Consider the following 17,277-nt stretch of genomic DNA (forward strand, 5'->3'; position numbering starts at 1 on the left):
CTATTCCAAAGCATTGCTATTGATTCAGCCTAAAAGGGAAGCCCCGGCAGCGCATAAGAGCATTGACGGCTCTCGGGGTGCCTCGCTCAGTTGGACGGTGTATAACGGCCCTCTGCCGATATTGAGGTCGCCGGTTGGGTATCCCGGCGCTGCTTTTGCAGTACTCGTCGCACTGCGTCCCAACGGCTCCATTAGATTTTTAGTTTGCACGGCAAGGGCCTAGGTCCGGGCTGGCGCATTTTGTATTGGAGAGGCGCATGCTTCCGAAAAAGACAACTCTGGTTCTGCAACTGAGCATGACCTTCATGATGGCCTTTGTGATGTCGGGTTCGCTCGGCTTCATCACTGCCGGAACAGACTTCCTAAGCCATTGGCCAAAAATGTTTTTCATCGCTTGGCCGCTGGCGTTCATATGGACCAGAATTATCAACCCGATCGCTTTCAAAATTGCCTTCAAGTTCGCCCCGCCGCACAAGCAGGGTGGCGCTGCTCCGCAGCACTAATTTTGCCAAGAAAGCCGGGGCTCTGCTCCGGCTTTTTTGTTTGTGGGAGCGCTGGCTCGACCGTATAAGCGGGGCAAATTCTCGTCTTCTGCCCTCGGGCCAATCCGGTTTTTGTATGTTTAATTTCGCCAATTACCGCGCCGAATGGGTGCGGGATGTGCGGGCGGACCTCTTGTCTGGTCTGGTCGTTGCGCTCGCGCTAGTCCCTGAAGCCATTGCGTTTTCGATGATTGCCGGCGTTGATCCGAAAGTCGGACTATACGCCTCTGTGGTGATTTCCATCGTCATCGCGTTTTTCGGCGGGCGTCCGGCGATGATCTCGGCAGCGACGGCGGCAACCGCCGTGCTGATGGGCTCGCTGGTGCGCGACCACGGGCTCAATTATCTGTTGGCGGCCACTATTTTGGCCGGGGTACTGCAGTTGGTCGCCGGGTGGTTGAACCTGCAAAACGTCATGAGGTTTGTCTCGAAGTCGGTCATGTCTGGCTTTGTGAATGCGCTCGCCATCATGATTTTCATGGCGCAAATCCCCCATCTCGTGGGCGTTCCGTGGCTCACCTATCCGCTGATCGCGGTATCGCTGGTGATCATCTATGTGTTCCCGCGCCTGACAACAGCCATCCCATCGCCGCTGGCAACAATTCTCATCATCGGAGTGCTGGCCTATTTCGCGGGCTTCGACATTCGCTATGTCGGAGACATCGGTGAGTTGCCTAACGCCTTGCCAAATCTACTCATTCCCGATGTTCCACTAACCCTCGAAACCCTGCTGATCATCCTGCCTTATTCGGTGGGTGTGGCGGCTGTTGGCTTGCTCGAAAGCCTGATGACGGCACAGATCATCGATGAGGAAACCGATACGAATTCCTCAAAACGTCAGGAAACTTTCGGACAGGGCATTGCCAACATTGTGTCGGCATTTTTCGGCGGCATGGCCGGATGTGCCATGATTGGTCAGTCCGGGATTAACGTTCGCTCCGGTGGCCGTGGCCGCCTATCGACATTCCTTGCAGGGTTCTACCTGCTGGTTTTGTTGGTCGCTGCGGGGGACTTGCTCAAAGTTATCCCCATGCCTGCGCTTGTGGCTATCATGATCATGGTGTCGATTGAGACGTTTGATTGGCGGTCAGTGCGTAATTTGAAGGATCATCCGCGGTCATCCTCGATTGTCATGCTCGCGACGGTTGCAGTGGTGCTTTACACCCATAACCTCGCCATCGGCGTGGTGGTTGGGGTCTTGTTATCGGGAGTGTTTTTCGCCTGGAAAATCGCGCAGATTTTCAGAGTGCGCTCGGAACTGAGTGTCGATCAGAGCACGCGGGTCTATCACGTCGAAGGGCAACTCTTCTTTGCCTCAGCGGAGCGTTTTGTCGGGGCGTTTGATTTCACCGAAAAGCTGGAACGCGTCGTGATCGATCTCACCCACGCTCATATCTGGGATATTTCCAGTGTCGCCAGCATCGATAAGGTCGTGGCCAAATTCCGTTCTCTTGACACGCAGGTTCAGCTCTCGGGGATGAATAAAGCCAGCGCGACCATCGTCGATGAGTTGGGCGCCAAAGAGACCGGAAACCCGGATATCCTGCTGGAACGCTAAACGCAAAAAGGCCGGTTATCAAACCGGCCTTTGTTATTTTGTGGTGTGAATTCAGAGCTTTGCGGCAACTTCTGCAGCGAGTGTTGCAAGTTCCGCATCATCGCCGCGACCGGAGGCATGAGCACCGAGGGCTTGGCCTTCATAGGCTGGAATAACGTGGAAATGCAGGTGGAAGACGGTTTGCCCAGCCGGTGCCTCATTGAACTGTGCGAGGCGAATACCGTCGGCATTGGTCACGGTTTTCACCGCATTGGCGACGCGCTGAACCAGTGGGATCACGGCCGAGAGCGCAGCAGGATCGGCGTCGAGTAGGTTACGGCTTGCAGCCTTCGGGATGATCAGCGTGTGACCCTTGGCCTGCGGAAAAATATCCATCATCACCAGCGCGGTCTCATCCTCATAGACCTTGTGGCACGGCATCTCGCCCTTGAGGATCTTGGCGAAAATATTGGTTGGATCGTAGGCCATGACGAAGACTCTGTGCAGTGAAGCGTTTGGTTCTATGTAGGCGGGCGTTGCGGCTTGAGGGAAGGGGCTTTAGCAAAGGGGACTGGCAAGGATCAGTTCGCACGCCCTTACCCATCCTCCCTCTGTCCTCCACCTCCGTCATTGCCCGACATGATCGGGCAATCCAGCGCGATGCGGGGCGATCTGGATCGCTCGGAGGAGCGGGATACTACTGCCGCTCGCCTTTGCGAAACGGGGTGTATTCTTCTAACTCGATCTGAGATCGCAGCACCGCTTTTCGCTCATGAATGAGGAAGTCATCCACGGCCGCGCGGAGGCCGGGGTGGGCGATGTGGTGGATCGAGTGGGTAAGAACCGGCTCATACCCTCGGGCAAGTTTGTGCTCGCCCTGCGCGCCCGCCTCCACCACGGCAAGGCGGTGTTGTATCGCGAAATCAATGGCTTGGTAGTAGCAGATCTCGAAGTGCAGGAAGGGCACGTCACGCGTGGCGCCCCAGTTGCGGCCGTAAAGCGTGTCCTTGCCGATGAAGTTGATCGCGCCAGCAATAGGTTCATCGCCGTCATAGGCGAAGATGAGCAGGATGCGGTCGGCCATGGTCTCGCCAAGACGCGAGAAGAACTCGCGATTGAGATAAGGCCGCCCCCATTTGCGCGCACCAGTGTCTTCATAGAAATCGTAGAAGGCGTCCCAATGGTGCTCCTTAATGTCCGAGCCGGTGAGCCAACGCGCACTCAGGTCGCCGGCAAGGGCATCGTGGCGTTCCCGGCGGATGGTTTTGCGCTTCCGGGACGCCAATGTTTCCAAGAAGTGGTCGAAACTCTCGTAACCACGATTGAACCAATGGAACTGGGTGTCATTGCGCCGGAGCCACCCCAAATTGCCCGCCAATTCGGCTTCGCTTTCGGGGACGAAGGTGAGGTGGGTGGAGGAGGCGTTGAGGCGTTGCGTCAACTGCTGTGCGGTTTGCAGCAGTGCGGCCTGCGCATCCAAATCACCATTCGGAACCAATAGCTTAGGCGCTGTTGCTGGCGTGAAAGGTACAGAACCTTGCAGCTTGGGATAATATTTCCCGCCAGCACGTTCCAAGGCGTCAGCCCAGCCGTGGTCGAAGACATATTCGCCCATGGAATGGGATTTTAAAAACAACGGCATAAGCCCGATTGGCGCGCTGTTCTGGTCCTGCAACACAATGTGCTGCGGTAACCAGCCGGTTTCCGCTGTGGCGCAGTTGGATTGCTCCAGCGCCAGAAAGAAAGCGTGGTCGAGAAAGGGATTGTCCACAACGCCATTGGTTGAGGGTACAAGGCTGTTCCAGACATCGGCTGGAATGCTGGCTGTCGTGGGGTGAATGTGCGCCGAGAATTCGTTCAAGCTCACGCCGCACTCCACGTCTCAAATTGCTTATGTTTGAATATGCTATCTGCAGGCCGGAGCTTCAAGGGAAAGCAAAGGGCCAGGTGCGCCTCGCGCTACCCAGCCCCTTGAAGCTCAACTGAAATGCAAATTTAGACTTCGATGACGGCGTCGATTTCGACAGCTGCGCCGAGCGGCAGCGAGGTTACGCCGAAGGCGGCACGAGCATGGGTGCCGACTTTCTCGCCAAACACGCCGACGAAGAGGTTGGACGCGCCATTGGCGACGAGGTGCTGTTCGGTGAAATCAGGGGTCGAAGCGACGAGAACGGTCAGCTTGACGACGCGCTTGACGTCTTCCAGCGCAATGCCGGCCGAGTGGACGATGTGGGCCAGAATATTGACGGCGCAGAGTTCCGCAGCATTGCCGCCCTGAACCACATTCATCGTGTCGCCAAGCAGGCCCTGGACGATGCCATTGGCGTCGCTGGAAATTTGGCCGGAGATGAACAGCAAATTGCCAGTGCGAACGACAGGGGCATAGCTGGCCACTGGTGCCTTTGGGGCAGGAAGTTCGTAGCCATATTCGCGGAGCTTCTCGATGGGGGTGGTCATCTGATCTTGCCTTCCAAGTCGTCTGCTTCTTGTTCCGAACTCGCCTCCGGCGGCGCGCCGGTGCGAGCATTATAGAGTTTTCCGCGCATTACCGCGGTTCGGCCAAATTTGGATCGAACACGATCCATGGCCCTTTCAGCTGCCGCCTTGCGCGCCACTTGGGGCTCAAGGAGGTCGATCGGGTCAATGCCAGTGGCCTCGTCGAGCCCCGAAATGCCAATGCCAATGAGGCGGAATGCGGTTCCATCCACCTCTTTCTGCATTAGGCTCAGGCCGGTCTCGTAGAGAACATTGGCCAGCTGTGTGGGCATCATCAGGTGTCGCGCGCGGCTTCGCAACTTAAATCCAGCTGTTTTGAGCTTTAGGGTGACGGTATCGCCCACCAGATTTTTGGTTTTGAGCCGTTCCGAAAGTCGCTCACAGCATTGCAAAAGCTCTGTTGAGAGTGCCTCTATATCAGAGAGGTCGTGGTGGAAGGTGGATTCTGATGACACCGACTTCATCGAGCGGTCCGTCGAAACTTTTCGGGCATCCTGACCTTGGGCAAGGCGCGACAGGCGCGCGCCCGATTCTCCGTAAAGCCGCATGAGCCGGTGCGGGTCTTCTGCCTGCAGCTGGCCGATGGTGTAATAGCCATCGCGTTGAAGCGTTTCCGCGAAAACCTTGCCGACGCCAAAGATAATGCTGATCGGCTTGTCATGCAGAAAGCTTAGGGTTTCTTCCGCCCCAATAACGGCAAAGCCCCGCGGTTTATCGAGGTCGGATGCGATTTTAGCCAGGAATTTGTTATGGCTTAGGCCAACCGAGATGGTGACGCCGATCTGATCCGAAACAGCTTTCGCGAACTTGGCCAGCATGACAGCTGGAGGCGCTTTGTGTAGTGCCGTAGTGCCTGTCAGGTCGAGAAAAGCTTCGTCAATCGACAGGGGCTCAACGACTGGCGTCATCGTATCCATCAGCGTGCGAATTTCTCGGCTGACGCCAACATATTTGGCCATGTTGGGCTTTATGACCACCGCATCTGGGCAAAGCTGCAGCGCTTTGAACATTGGCATGGCGGAGCGCACACCCGACTGTCGGGCAATGTAGCAGCATGTTGAGACAACGCCGCGCGTGCCCCCACCGATGATCAGCGGCTTGTCACGCAGCGAGGGGTCGTCCCGCTTTTCGACCGACGCATAGAATGCGTCGCAGTCGACATGTGCAATCGAAAGGTCAAACAGCTCGGCGTGGCTACGAATGCGCGGCGAGCCGCAGCGAGGGCAGCGATTGGGGGATACTCCTGCCGCTCCGGTGCTCAGACAATCGCGACATAGCCAAGCGCTCATCTATCCCTCGGGATTAAGCTTGTGCCAAATGCGCATGAAGTTCTCCGGTGTCATCCCGGTGTTCGCGCATAGGGCGAGCAGAATCGCTTCGTTTGATGCAAAATAGTCGATAAGCCCATGTTGCAGCATTTTCGTGCCGACGGCGTTGCGTAAAGCCTGTGGGTCGATGCCCGCATGCTGCATAAATGCCAAAAGCTCTTCGGGATGCTCGGCCAGATAGGCTAGGCAAGCGTCGGCTGTGCTCGACAAATCTGGGGTAACGCGCTCAGAAATCGGCACCGTCCGGCCTCATTTGGTTTTTTGTAACGGTTTCAATGCTAGCTCATGTGCGTGGCGAAGCGAAGAACCGAGCAGCGTTCAGCCACCGTTTTTGGGGTGCGTAGTTTGTACCCAAGTGAGGGAATATGCCTAAGTCTGTGATGATCGTCGAAGACAATGAGCTGAATATGAAGCTCTTCAACGATCTGCTGGAGTCGCGTGGATACACGGTCATCCAGACTCGCAATGGCGTCGAAGCGCTGGATCTGGCGCGTGCGCATATGCCTGATCTGATCTTGATGGATATCCAGTTGCCAGAGGTTTCTGGACTTGTGGTCACTAAGTGGCTCAAGGACGATGAAGAACTGGCGCATATCCCAGTTGTTGCTGTCACGGCGTTCGCCATGAAGGGCGATGAAGAGCGAATTCTTCAGGGCGGCTGCGAGGGATACATTTCCAAGCCAATCTCCGTGTCTCACTTTCTGGAAACCATTGCCGGCTATATTGGGCCAGCCTGATTTTCCTTGCAGGGAAATCTAGCGAGGTTTCAGTGGCTCGACACGAACGGGGGGAGCTTGTTCGTGGGTCGCATTTATCTGGGGTAGTGGTTTGACCGCGCGCGTACTTATCGTCGATGACATTCCAACGAATGTGAAGCTGCTCGAAGCGCGGCTGCTGGCTGAATATTACGACGTGGTTACGGCCAATTCGGGCGCGAAAGCGCTCTCCATCTGCCAAGAGCAAGATATCGACATCGTCCTATTGGACGTGATGATGCCTGAGATGGACGGCTTTGAGGTTTGCCGCCGGCTGAAGGCTGACCCTAAGACGCAGCACGTGCCTGTGCTGATGATCACTGCACTCGACCAGACTTCGGATCGGGTGCAGGGGCTCGACGCCGGAGCTGATGATTTCCTGTCAAAGCCTGTGGATGACACGCAGCTTCTGGCGCGCGTAAAGAGCTTGGTGCGACTCAAATCGCTGACCGATGAGCTGCGGGCTCGGGCGCAAACCAGCCAGCAGATTGCGGCTGAGGATGCGCTGCAGGCGATGAACTCTATTTCCGCTAAAGATGGCTCGATCTTGATCGTTGATACCGATCGCCGTCATGCGGAGCGCATTGCAGGCTATCTGCAAGTTGAGCATCGTGTCGACATTCTCACCGAGCCTATGGACGCGGTATTCCAAGTCGCTGGTGGAAGTTATGAGCTGGCTTTGGTCAGCATGAGCCTCAAGGATTTCGATCCGCTCCGTGTGTGCTCGCAAATTCGTACCGTTGATCAAGCCCGTGGCCTGCCCATTATTTTGATGGCCGATGAGGCGGATAAGCCCAAGGTCGTGCGTGGGCTGGATCTGGGGATCAACGACTATATATCGCGTCCGGTAGAGCGCAGCGAACTGATGGCGCGGGTGCGTACCCAGATCCGCCGCCAACGCTACGCGGACGTTCTCAGAGACAGTGTCAACTCCACCATCGCTCTTGCGATTACCGATGAACTGACAGGTCTCTACAATCGTCGCTATTTTGATCGGCACATGAGCCTAGTTATGGCGAAGTCGCTCGAGCAAGAACGCGATGTTGCGGTGATGATCCTCGACATCGATCACTTCAAGTCGGTCAACGACAACTATGGTCACGACGTTGGCGATGCCGTGATCCGGGAGTTCGCAGCGCGTCTGCGCCGCAATCTTCGTGGCGTCGACATGGCGTGCCGTTTTGGTGGTGAAGAGTTCTTGGTGCTGATGCCTGACACAGATGTGCGGGTCGCAGAATTGGTGGCTGAGCGCGTGCGTGAGGCGGTTGCTGACCGTCCATTTGAGGTTGGCCTGAGCCGTCCTATCTCGATCACCATATCCATCGGCATGGCGCTCTATGAGAACATGGATGATACGCCAGAGGTGATCATCAAGCGGGCTGACGTGGCGCTCTATAGGGCTAAGCACGCAGGTCGCAACCGCGTCATGGTCGACGCGGCGTAAGTCCCGTTAGGGTTAGCTGTTATAATTAACGGTAAGAACTCATTGGCCCTCAGCCAGTGAGGCGCTAGGGTCTTCATGACGGTTAGGGCGTGACTTAGCGCATCTATACCCGTGAAGTTCCCTAGGCATATCTCAGGTCCGCCGCAACTCCTGAGTCGCCCTGGGACGGCTGGTTCGGTGACGCACAGAGTGGCCTTGTTGTCGTTGTATCCCGAACCAGCCACCTCTTCTTTTTAATCCAACAGCGCAAAACAAAAGCCCCGCAGAAACTGCGGGGCTTTGTTTATTCCGATAAGGAATAGCCAGATTACTTGATCTTGGCTTCCTTGAATTCCACGTGCTTGCGGACAACTGGATCGTACTTCTTGAAAGCGAGCTTTTCAGTCTGGGTACGTGCGTTCTTCTTGGTCACGTAGAAGAAGCCGGTGTCGGCCGTCGAGACGAGCTTGATCTTGATAGTGGCGGCCTTAGCCATGATTGTGGTCCTTCACAAAGCGAAACGCGCTGCAGCAGGGCAGCGCCGAATTTGGCCGCAAACTACTAATTTGCGGTCGAAAGTCAAGTGTTGGCGTCAGTCCTTCTGACCTGTTCCAAAGCCATACATGCGCAAAGACCACTGTAGGCCTACAATTGCGCCCTTAATGGAGGGAAGCATAATCAGGGGAAGAACGATTGCGAGCGGAATCATCGTCAGCACATAGGTGATGGGCTGGATCTGATGGGTCATGTCGAGGTGCAACATCAGGAAGACGATAATGTGGCCCACGATGGTGATTGCGACGTAGGGAGGCAGGTCGTCAGCACGGTGATGTCTGAGTTCCTCACCGCAAACATTGCATTCGTTTGCAACTTTGAGGTAGCCCGCGAACATCTTGCCCTTGCCACAGTGTGGGCAACGGCAAAGCGCGCCACGCCACATGGCCTGACCAACGGTACGTTCGGGAAGAACTGCGCTGTTTTCAGTCATGACTACCTCTTTCTGCGTCCCTTGGGGCCGAAGCTGTTAGATGCGCCCTTACGCAGGGGGCGTGTAGGCGGCTTATTGCCGCGCTTGCCCTCAGAAAGCAACTCAAAGCGCAATGAGCCAGCCACGGGGGAGGCTTCGACGAGGCGAACTTCGACTCGGTCGCCAAGCGTGAAGCTTTCGCCCGTGCGCTCGCCAACCATCGCTTGGCGTTCTTCGACGTAGCGATAATAGTCCTTGCCCAGTGTCGAGGCGGGGATAAAGCCATCGGCACCGGTCTCAATCAATTTTACGAAGAGGCCCGAGCGGGTGATGCCGGAGACACGACCCTCAAAGCGTGCACCGATCCGCTCCGACAGATATTGAGCGAGCAGACGATCGGAGGTTTCGCGTTCCGCCAACATGGCGCGACGCTCAGTCGTGGAAATGTGCTGCGCAATGCCACTGAGCTTGGTCTGCTCCTGATCCGTCATCCCATCGTCACCAAGGCCCAAAGCGCGGATAAGCGCTCGGTGCACGATCAAATCGGCATAGCGGCGGATGGGTGAGGTGAAGTGGGCGTAGCGGTTGAGATTGAGCCCAAAGTGGCCGTAGTTCTCCTTGGAGTACTCAGCCTGAGCCTGGGAGCGCAACACCATTTCCGACACTTGCTCGATATTGCCCATGTCGCGGGCCTTGCCGAGGATGCGGTTGAAATCGACAGCGCGGACGTTGTCGGCCTTCTTGACGCTGATATCGAGGCTGCCCAAGAACTCGCGCAGCGCGTGGAGTTTTTCGGACGATGGTTCATCGTGAACGCGATAGAGCAGCTCAGTGCGCTTCTGCTCCAGCGTTTCGGCAGCAGCGACGTTGGCCGCAATCATCATCTCTTCGATGAGACGATGCGCATCGAGACGCTCAGGGATGAAAATGTCCGCGACCATGCCGGTCTTGTCGAGCTTGATTTTGCGTTCCGGCAGGTCAAGGTCGAGGGGGCCACGGGCATCGCGCGCTTCTGACATGGCACCATAAGCCATCCACAGAGGCTTGAGGATGGGTTCGAGCAGTGGCCCCGTCTGATCGTCCGGATTGCCGTCAATGGCCGCCTGTGCCTGCTGGTAGCTGAGTTTAGCTGCCGAGCGCATAAGAATGCGATGGAAGCTGTGGCTCGTCTTCCGACCGCCAGCGTCGAGGACCATGCGAACTGCCATGGCCGCGCGCGACTCGCCTTGCTTGAGCGAGCACAGCTCATTGGAGATGCGCTCGGGCAGCATGGGTACGACTCGATCCGGGAAGTAGACCGAATTGCCGCGCAGATAGGCTTCGCGATCGAGCGAGGTCCCTGGGCGGACATAAGCTGCAACGTCGGCAATCGCGACAGTGACGACATAGCCGCCAGGATTGGCTGGATCGGTATCGAGCACAGCGTGAACAGCGTCGTCATGGTCCTTGGCGTCTGGTGGGTCGATGGTAACCAGCGGCAAGTCGCGCCAGTCTTCACGGCCCTTCAACGTTGCTTCCTCGGCCTCTTCTGCTTCGCGGGTGACAGAGGCGGGCCACTTGTTGGGAATATCGAGATTGTGGATTGCAATCAGCGACACCGCGCCTTCGGACTTTGGATTGCCGATGACGGTGGTGACGCGAGCACGCGGGATCATCAGGCGCCCGGAGAGCTTAACGTCGACCTCTACGAGATCGCCGTCTGAGGCATCGCCAAGGTCGCCAAGCGGAATACGCATTTCTTTCTGCTTGCGATCAACCGGAATGAGACGAGCGCCTTCCTCATCCATGCGGACAATACCGATGTGGCCGCGACGGGGCTTGTCGAGCACCTTCATCGGCTTAGCGGTGTAATCGGGCACCATGTCTTCGCCAGCGTCAATGCGGGCCAAGATGCGGTCGCCTGGAGCGGGTGCAACGCGAGAATGGGAATCCACCAACACGCGAACGCGTGGGATTTCACCTTCTTCCTGGTTCCACTGCGCTGGGAAGGCGTGGAGGTTGTCTGGGTCTGCGTCCGTCGGAATGTCGAGGACGGTTACATGGGGCAGGGCGGCGGTACGGCGCAGCGCCTTGCGGGTGCGCGTGATGACGCCTTCCCCCTCAAGGTCCGAGAGCAGTCTTTTAAATGGCCGACGCATTTCGCCGCGAATGCCAAAAACTTTGGCCAGATCGCGCTTGCCCTTAATATCGTCTTCCTGCGCCAATGCTTCTAGGATCTGTTCCTTGGTCGGCAAGGCATCGGCGGCGGGCTGACGGGAGCGCTTTGGGCCGGATGTGTTTTTTGCTTTTGGTGTCTTGGCCATGGTCTATTCTTTGGGAGTTGCTCCCAATGTAGGGGAATAAGGGTGGTTTTCCAACGCATACGGGTGATTTGCTGGGCAATAAGTGCCGAGTGTGACCCAGGCAGCGCTTATCAGTCCCGGTAAAACGGGCCTCTACCCCTTGTGAACCGCGACTTTCAAAGGTTAGGTGTTGGTTAACGAAACTGCGAGAGTGCGTGTATGTCCGCTGAAATTCTCACCCTCTTTTATGCCGTCGTCTTGGGATATTTGTTTGGCTCGATTCCATTTGGGCTGATCCTGACCCGCGCGGCCGGGCTTGGCGATATTCGTCAGATCGGTTCTGGCAATATCGGCGCGACCAATGTGTTGCGCACCGGGAATAAGAAGATTGCCGCGCTGACCCTCTTTCTGGACGCATTGAAGGCAGTTGTTCCTATTCTGCTTGCGCGCCACTTTTGGGGTGAAGACGCTGCACGCATTGCCGCCGTTGGTGCCTTCTTCGGGCACTGTTTCCCCGTTTGGCTCGGCTTTAAAGGTGGCAAGGGCGTAGCCGTCATGATTGGCTCGCTTCTGGCTCTCGCGTGGCCCGTGGGGCTGATTTTCTGCGCTGTGTGGTTGCTGCTCGCCTATGTTCGCAAAATCTCGTCGCTGGCGGCGCTAACTGCCGCGGGCACAGCCCCAATTCTTGCCTATTTGTTCGTGGGCGCAGGGCTAGCAATTGTGGTGCTGATTTTGGCGCTGCTCTTGTTCTTCCAGCATCGTGAAAACATTGCACGTCTGATCAAGGGAACCGAGCCCAAGATCGGCGGAAGCAAAAAGCCTGCTTGATGAGTTGGCGCCGGGAAGGGGATAGAAACCCCTCTCCGGCGCAAAGACTTGCCATACTCAGACTTATCCGTACGGATAATATTGGCCCGATCACTTTTCGCCAGCTCGTTAGCCGATTTGGCTCAGCGCAAGCGGCTCTTGAAGCACTCCCTCAAATTGCGAAGCGCGCCGGCCGTCCCATGGTCGCCTGTACGCTGGCGCGCGCCGAAGACGAGTTTGCCGCCATAGAGCGGCTCGGGGCGCGTTTGGTGATTGAGGGGGATAGCGACTATCCCAATCTCCTCGGCCACATTGGCGGTGCGCCGCCGGTTCTCACTGTTCACGGTGGCGAGCATCTTAATTGGCAACGAACAGCGGGCATTGTTGGTGCGCGTAACGCGTCGTCGGCAGGCATAAAAATGACGCGGCTGCTCACCGAAGGCTTAGGACAGGCGGGGTTTACGGTCGTTTCTGGACTGGCCCGAGGCATCGATGCTGCAGCACATTCGGCGGCTCTTGAAACCGGCACAGTCGGCGTGTTGGCGGGCGGCTTGGATCGGATCTATCCGCGCGAGCATCTCCAGTTGGCTGAAAAGATAGTCGATGGTGGCGGTGCACTAATCAGCGAAATGCCAATGGGCTGGGAGCCAAGGGCGCAGGATTTTCCGAGACGTAACCGTTTGGTTTCTGGGCTGTCGTTGGGCGTCGTCGTTGTCGAAGCCGCCAAGCGGTCAGGTTCGCTGATTACGGCGCGCCTGGCCTTGGAGCAAAACCGTGACGTCTTTGCAGTGCCGGGGTCTCCGCTCGATCCACGCGCGGAGGGCGGGAACTTGCTCATCCAACAGGGTGCGCGGCTCGTCACTTGCGCGCAGGACATTGTCGAGGTTCTGCAAGACTTTGATCCCTTCCGCACAGCTCTCTTCGAGCCGGAATGGCACCCTGACTTTACGGCGGTAGACGATGTTGAACCGGGCGAGGATGTGCGTGCACGGCTGAGGCAGGCACTATCGGTCGTGCCCACCCCAGTTGATGATATTCTGGCTCAGATCGAGGTGTCGCCCGCCGCGCTACAAATGCTGCTGCTCGAGCTCGACATTGCTGGCGATATCGAATGGTCGAGCGGCCAGTTGGTCGCTCTTCGTTTTAGGTGAAAATCGGCTCTTCGTGGAGCTGGATGCCAAAGCGGTTTTTAACTTCGGTTTTGACGTGCTCTGCCAATCTGGCCACATCGGCCTGTTCGCCATGGGCGTGGTTGACCACAACCAATGCGTGGCGCTCGGAAATACCAACCGGCCCGAGCTTGTAGCCCTTAAGCCCCGTTTTTTCGATCAACCAGCCCGCTGATAGCTTTGTGCGACCATCGGACTGCGGAAAGTTCGGTGCTGTTGGAAACTCGGCCAAAACCGGAGCCGCGGCATCGCGTCCAACGATGGGGTTTTGGAAAAAGGAGCCTGCATTGGGTTCGGTGCGGTAGTCGGGCAGCTTTGAGTTGCGTAGGGCAACGACCCGTTCCATGACGATTGCAGGCGTCACCAGCGGAGTTTCGGACAAATCCGAGAGCCCAGAGAAGCCGAGGTTGGCGCGCCAAGCCTTGGCTAGTCCCAAGCGAATTGCGAGCACAACATAACGATTGGGCTCTTCTTTAAAGACGGAATGGCGATAGGCGAACTTGCACTCTTCTTTTGAGAAGGTGCGCGTGGTGCCGGTTTGCCGATCCCAAGCCGACAATTCGAGGAAACTATCAGCCAGTTCGGCGCCATAAGCACCAATGTTCTGGACCGGAGCCGCGCCTGCGGTGCCTGGAATGCCCGCTAGATTCTCAAGCCCGCCGAAACCGAGGCCTACGGTGAATGCGACGAAGTCATGCCAATTTTCACCGGCGGCCGCCTCAACAACGATGTGTGTTTCTGTTTCTTCAACAAGCTGGCGCCCCTTAAGGGCAATGACGGCGGTGATGCCGTCAAAGCGCGGAGCGAGTACCACATTGGACCCGCCGCCAAGCACTTGGACAGCGATGCCCGATGTGTTGGCGTTCGCAAAAAGCGCAGGCAAGTCGTCGATATCGGTGATTTCGATGCCGAAACTCGAGCTGGAGCGCAGCGCTAAAGTGTTGCGATGGGTCAGGTCGAAATTGGGAATCAAGCGGTCATGAATTTCAGTCATTGCGGGCCTAAAAATCATTGTTCGGGCCCCGAGGGCAAGACCATGTCTATAAGGATACGTTGACTTCTAATTGCGGCTTGACCATGTTGCGGCCTCTTCCCTTAGGCATTTGCGGAACGCTTACCCATGAAGGTCGTCGTCGTTGAAAGTCCGGCTAAAGCCAAGACAATCAACAAATATTTAGGCAAGGACTATGAAGTTCTAGCCTCCTTCGGGCACGTTCGTGACCTGCCAGCGAAGGATGGTTCGGTACGTCCGGACGAAGATTTTGCCATGTCTTGGGAGGTCGACACCGCTTCAAAAAAGCGGTTGAGCGATATTTCTTCCGCGCTGAAGGGGGCCGATGGCCTTATTCTGGCGACTGACCCTGATCGCGAAGGCGAAGCCATTTCTTGGCACGTTCTCGATGTTCTGCGTCAGAAGAAGGCGCTGAAAAAAGATATGACGGTGCAGCGCGTTGTGTTCAACGCGATCACCAAGGACGCAGTGACGGCGGCTATGGCCAAGCCGCGTGATATCGATATGCCGCTGGTCGACGCCTATCTGGCGCGCCGTGCACTCGACTATCTCGTCGGCTTCACGCTTTCCCCGATTCTCTGGCGCAAGCTGCCCGGTTCGCGTTCGGCGGGCAGAGTGCAGTCTGTGGCCTTGCGCCTCGTGTCGGACCGCGAAGCCGAAATCGAAAAATTTAAAGCCGAAGAATACTGGTCGCTGGAAGCCAAGCTTTCCCAATCGGGTAAGAGCTTTTTGGCGCGCCTTTTGTCGGTTGACGGCAAGAAAACCGACAAGCTCGATATCAAGACCGGCGAGAATGCTGCGGAGCTGAAAAAGCTCGTGGAAGCTGGCCAGTTCAACGTCTCCAACGTTGAAAAGAAGCCAACCAAGCGCAATCCGTATGCGCCGTTCACGACGTCCTCTCTGCAGCAGGATGCGTCATCGCGTTTGGGGCTGTCGCCCTCGCGGACGATGCAGATTGCCCAGCGCCTCTACGAAGACGGTTTGATCACTTATATGCGTACCGACGCCGTGCAAATGGCCCCTGAGGGGATCGCCATGGCGCGCTCGGTGATTGGCAAATATTTCGGCGACGAATTCCTGCCGGAAAAGGCCCGCATTTATCAGACCAAGGCCAAGAACGCACAGGAAGCGCACGAAGCGATCCGCCCAACGGATATGTTCAAGCGCCCAGAACAGCTGCATCTCGATGCGGATCAAGCCAAGCTTTATGGTTTGATCTGGCGTCGTACACTGGCCTCGCAGATGAAATCGGCTGAAATTGACCGCACCACGGTTGATATTTCGGTGAACGTCCCGGGCCGCGTTGTTGGCCTGCGTGCGACTGGCTCTGTTGTCACTTTCCCGGGCTTCCTAAAGCTCTGGGGAATTGAAGCGAAGTCTGACGAAGACAACGAGGACGAAGACGATCGTGAGCTGCCGCCGCTCGCAGTTGGTGATAAGCCCAGCCTGCAGTCCGTTGATATTGAACAGCATTTCACTCAGCCGCCGAGCCGTTACACCGAGGCGAGCCTGATCAAGAAGATGGAAGAACTCGGCATTGGCCGTCCTTCCACCTATGCTGCAACGCTGTCGACACTCAGAGACCGCGATTATGTGCGCCTCGAAGGCAAAGCACTGCATCCGGAAGATCGCGGGCGCATTGTTACCGCTTTCCTCGAAAGCTTCTTCAACCGCTATGTCGAATATGGCTTCACCGCCGGATTGGAAGAGCAGCTCGACCAAGTTTCGGCGGGTGAGCTGGAATACAAGGTGCTGCTGCGTGATTTCTGGAAGGATTTCACAGCGGCCACTGAAGAGATCAAGGATCTGCGCGTTTCAGAGGTGCTCGACGCACTCAACGATATGCTCGCAAGCCGCATTTTCCCACCAAAGGAAGATGGATCAGATCCGCGCGTATGCCCAACATGTGGTGAAGGCCAGCTTTCGCTCAAGCTCGGTAAATTCGGTGCCTTTATTGGCTGTTCGAATTATCCTGAGTGCAAGCACACTATGCAGCTCTCGGATGCGGCCAATGGCCAAAGTTCGGAAGCCATGGCGGGCGACGGCGTGTTGGGAACGGACCCAGAATCGGGCGAGGACGTCTTCCTCAAGACCGGTCGTTTCGGTCCTTATGTGCAGCTCGGCGATGGCAAAGAGCCAAAGCGCTCGTCTCTGCCAAAGGGCTGGGATGCGCCATCTCTAACGCTTGAAAAGGCTCTGCAATTGCTGAGCCTGCCACGTGAAGTTGGTCTGCACCCGGAAAGTGGCTTGCCAATCCAAGCCGGTCTTGGTCGCTATGGGCCGTTCATTCTGCATGACGGCAAATACGCCAATTTGCCGGACGTGGAAGAAGTGTTCACTGTTGGCATCAACCGTGCGGTTGATCTGATCGCGCAGAAGGCCGCTGGCGGCTTTAAGCGTGGTGGCGGCACGGCTGTGGCAGCCATTCAAACCTTCGAGCACGACGGTGGGCCGATTACGGTTCGCGCGGGTCGCTATGGCCCCTATGTGAATCAGGGCAAGATCAACGCGACCATTCCGAAGGATGTTGCGCCAGAGGCCGTAACGCTTGATCAGGCGATTGCCTGGATTGCGGCGCGCGCTGAAGTGGCCGGTACCAAGAAGAAGGCCGCGCCGAAAAAGGCAGCTGCTAAGAAGCCTGCCGCCAAGAAGGCAACCACCCAGAAAGCCGCTGCGGCTGAAGATGGTGCCGAAGAGGCTGCGCCTAAAAAGCGTGTGACCAAGAAGGCTGCCGCTGCTGCTGAAGACGGGGCAGAAGCTCCGGTGAAGAAGGCAGCTGCGAAAAAGCCAGTGGCAAAGAAAGCTGCGCCAAAAACGATTGATCCGAAAGACGTACCGTTCTGAGGTTTGGTCGAGCGAAAATGAAGAAGCCGCCGAGGGTACTCGGCGGCTTTTTTGTCGTCGGGAATTTTGAATTACCCCCACCCGGCCTCCAGCTGAGAAGGGGGAGGAGAAGAAG

General features: G+C 56.8%; 16 protein-coding genes. 7 read left to right on the forward strand and 9 right to left on the reverse strand.

Annotated elements, in window-relative coordinates; genetic code table 11:
* The first annotated feature begins 257 nt into the window (after nucleotides 1-257).
* Both JHC09_RS00205 and JHC09_RS00210 read left to right on the forward strand, forming a co-directional pair.
* A complete protein-coding gene (locus JHC09_RS00205) occupies nucleotides 258-503 on the forward strand; it encodes a DUF2798 domain-containing protein (RefSeq protein ID WP_169193827.1) in 246 nt (81 codons plus the stop codon).
* A gap of 115 nt (nucleotides 504-618) precedes the next feature.
* Nucleotides 619-2,100: a SulP family inorganic anion transporter gene (locus JHC09_RS00210; protein WP_199530357.1), complete on the forward strand. Its 1,482-nt coding sequence runs from the start codon at nucleotides 619-621 to the stop codon at nucleotides 2,098-2,100.
* A 51-nt stretch (nucleotides 2,101-2,151) separates the two neighbouring features.
* On the opposite strand, the gene JHC09_RS00215 is transcribed toward JHC09_RS00210, so the two are convergent.
* From JHC09_RS00215 to JHC09_RS00235, 5 genes are all read right to left on the reverse strand, one after another.
* Entirely contained in the window at nucleotides 2,152-2,568 is a 417-nt protein-coding gene (locus JHC09_RS00215; protein ID WP_199530358.1) for an HIT family protein, read from the reverse strand.
* 208 nt (nucleotides 2,569-2,776) lie between these two features.
* Nucleotides 2,777-3,946 carry a GNAT family N-acetyltransferase gene (locus JHC09_RS00220; RefSeq protein WP_349236487.1) on the reverse strand — a complete coding sequence of 390 codons (1,170 nt, stop codon included), beginning with the start codon at nucleotides 3,944-3,946 and terminating at the stop codon, nucleotides 2,777-2,779.
* A 128-nt stretch (nucleotides 3,947-4,074) separates the two neighbouring features.
* A complete protein-coding gene (locus JHC09_RS00225) occupies nucleotides 4,075-4,536 on the reverse strand; it encodes a RidA family protein (protein WP_199530359.1) in 462 nt (153 codons plus the stop codon).
* Entirely contained in the window at nucleotides 4,533-5,864 is a 1,332-nt protein-coding gene (locus JHC09_RS00230) for a DNA polymerase IV (protein WP_199530360.1), read from the reverse strand. Before JHC09_RS00230 ends, JHC09_RS00225 begins: the two co-directional genes overlap by 4 nt.
* Nucleotides 5,865-6,143 carry a DUF3572 family protein gene (locus JHC09_RS00235; RefSeq protein ID WP_182395761.1) on the reverse strand — a complete coding sequence of 93 codons (279 nt, stop codon included), beginning with the start codon at nucleotides 6,141-6,143 and terminating at the stop codon, nucleotides 5,865-5,867.
* 125 nt (nucleotides 6,144-6,268) lie between these two features.
* Between JHC09_RS00235 and JHC09_RS00240 the strand changes: the two genes are divergently transcribed.
* Both JHC09_RS00240 and JHC09_RS00245 read left to right on the forward strand, forming a co-directional pair.
* Nucleotides 6,269-6,640 carry a response regulator gene (locus tag JHC09_RS00240; protein ID WP_169193835.1) on the forward strand — a complete coding sequence of 124 codons (372 nt, stop codon included), beginning with the start codon at nucleotides 6,269-6,271 and terminating at the stop codon, nucleotides 6,638-6,640.
* Nucleotides 6,641-6,731: 91 nt separating this feature from the next.
* Complete coding sequence (locus JHC09_RS00245; RefSeq protein ID WP_199530361.1) at nucleotides 6,732-8,102, forward strand: PleD family two-component system response regulator; 1,371 nt, start codon at nucleotides 6,732-6,734, stop codon at nucleotides 8,100-8,102.
* A 307-nt stretch (nucleotides 8,103-8,409) separates the two neighbouring features.
* On the opposite strand, the gene rpmG is transcribed toward JHC09_RS00245, so the two are convergent.
* The 3 genes from rpmG to rnr form a co-directional block, all read right to left on the reverse strand.
* Entirely contained in the window at nucleotides 8,410-8,577 is a 168-nt protein-coding gene (rpmG, locus tag JHC09_RS00250) for a 50S ribosomal protein L33 (RefSeq protein WP_046104197.1), read from the reverse strand.
* Nucleotides 8,578-8,673: 96 nt separating this feature from the next.
* Nucleotides 8,674-9,069 (reverse strand): DUF983 domain-containing protein, encoded by a 396-nt coding sequence (locus JHC09_RS00255; protein WP_169193837.1) that lies wholly within the window; start codon nucleotides 9,067-9,069, stop codon nucleotides 8,674-8,676.
* A 2-nt stretch (nucleotides 9,070-9,071) separates the two neighbouring features.
* A complete protein-coding gene (rnr, locus tag JHC09_RS00260; protein ID WP_199530362.1) occupies nucleotides 9,072-11,351 on the reverse strand; it encodes a ribonuclease R in 2,280 nt (759 codons plus the stop codon).
* A 198-nt stretch (nucleotides 11,352-11,549) separates the two neighbouring features.
* On the opposite strand from rnr, the gene plsY reads away from it, so the two are divergent.
* Both plsY and dprA read left to right on the forward strand, forming a co-directional pair.
* Entirely contained in the window at nucleotides 11,550-12,158 is a 609-nt protein-coding gene (plsY, locus tag JHC09_RS00265) for a glycerol-3-phosphate 1-O-acyltransferase PlsY (RefSeq protein ID WP_199530363.1), read from the forward strand.
* Nucleotides 12,158-13,288 (forward strand): DNA-processing protein DprA, encoded by a 1,131-nt coding sequence (gene dprA / locus JHC09_RS00270; RefSeq protein WP_199530364.1) that lies wholly within the window; start codon nucleotides 12,158-12,160, stop codon nucleotides 13,286-13,288. The genes plsY and dprA overlap by 1 nt, the downstream gene beginning before the upstream one ends.
* On the opposite strand, the gene murB is transcribed toward dprA, so the two are convergent.
* Entirely contained in the window at nucleotides 13,281-14,300 is a 1,020-nt protein-coding gene (gene murB / locus JHC09_RS00275; protein ID WP_199530365.1) for a UDP-N-acetylmuramate dehydrogenase, read from the reverse strand. The two genes, dprA and murB, sit on opposite strands and share 8 nt — an antisense overlap.
* A 126-nt stretch (nucleotides 14,301-14,426) precedes the next feature.
* Between murB and topA the strand changes: the two genes are divergently transcribed.
* A complete protein-coding gene (gene topA, locus JHC09_RS00280; RefSeq protein ID WP_199530366.1) occupies nucleotides 14,427-17,162 on the forward strand; it encodes a type I DNA topoisomerase in 2,736 nt (911 codons plus the stop codon).
* Nucleotides 17,163-17,277: the final 115 nt, after the last annotated feature.

The sequence above is a fragment of the Devosia sp. MC532 genome, assembly GCF_016461625.1.
Classification (GTDB): Bacteria; Pseudomonadota; Alphaproteobacteria; order Rhizobiales; family Devosiaceae; genus Devosia.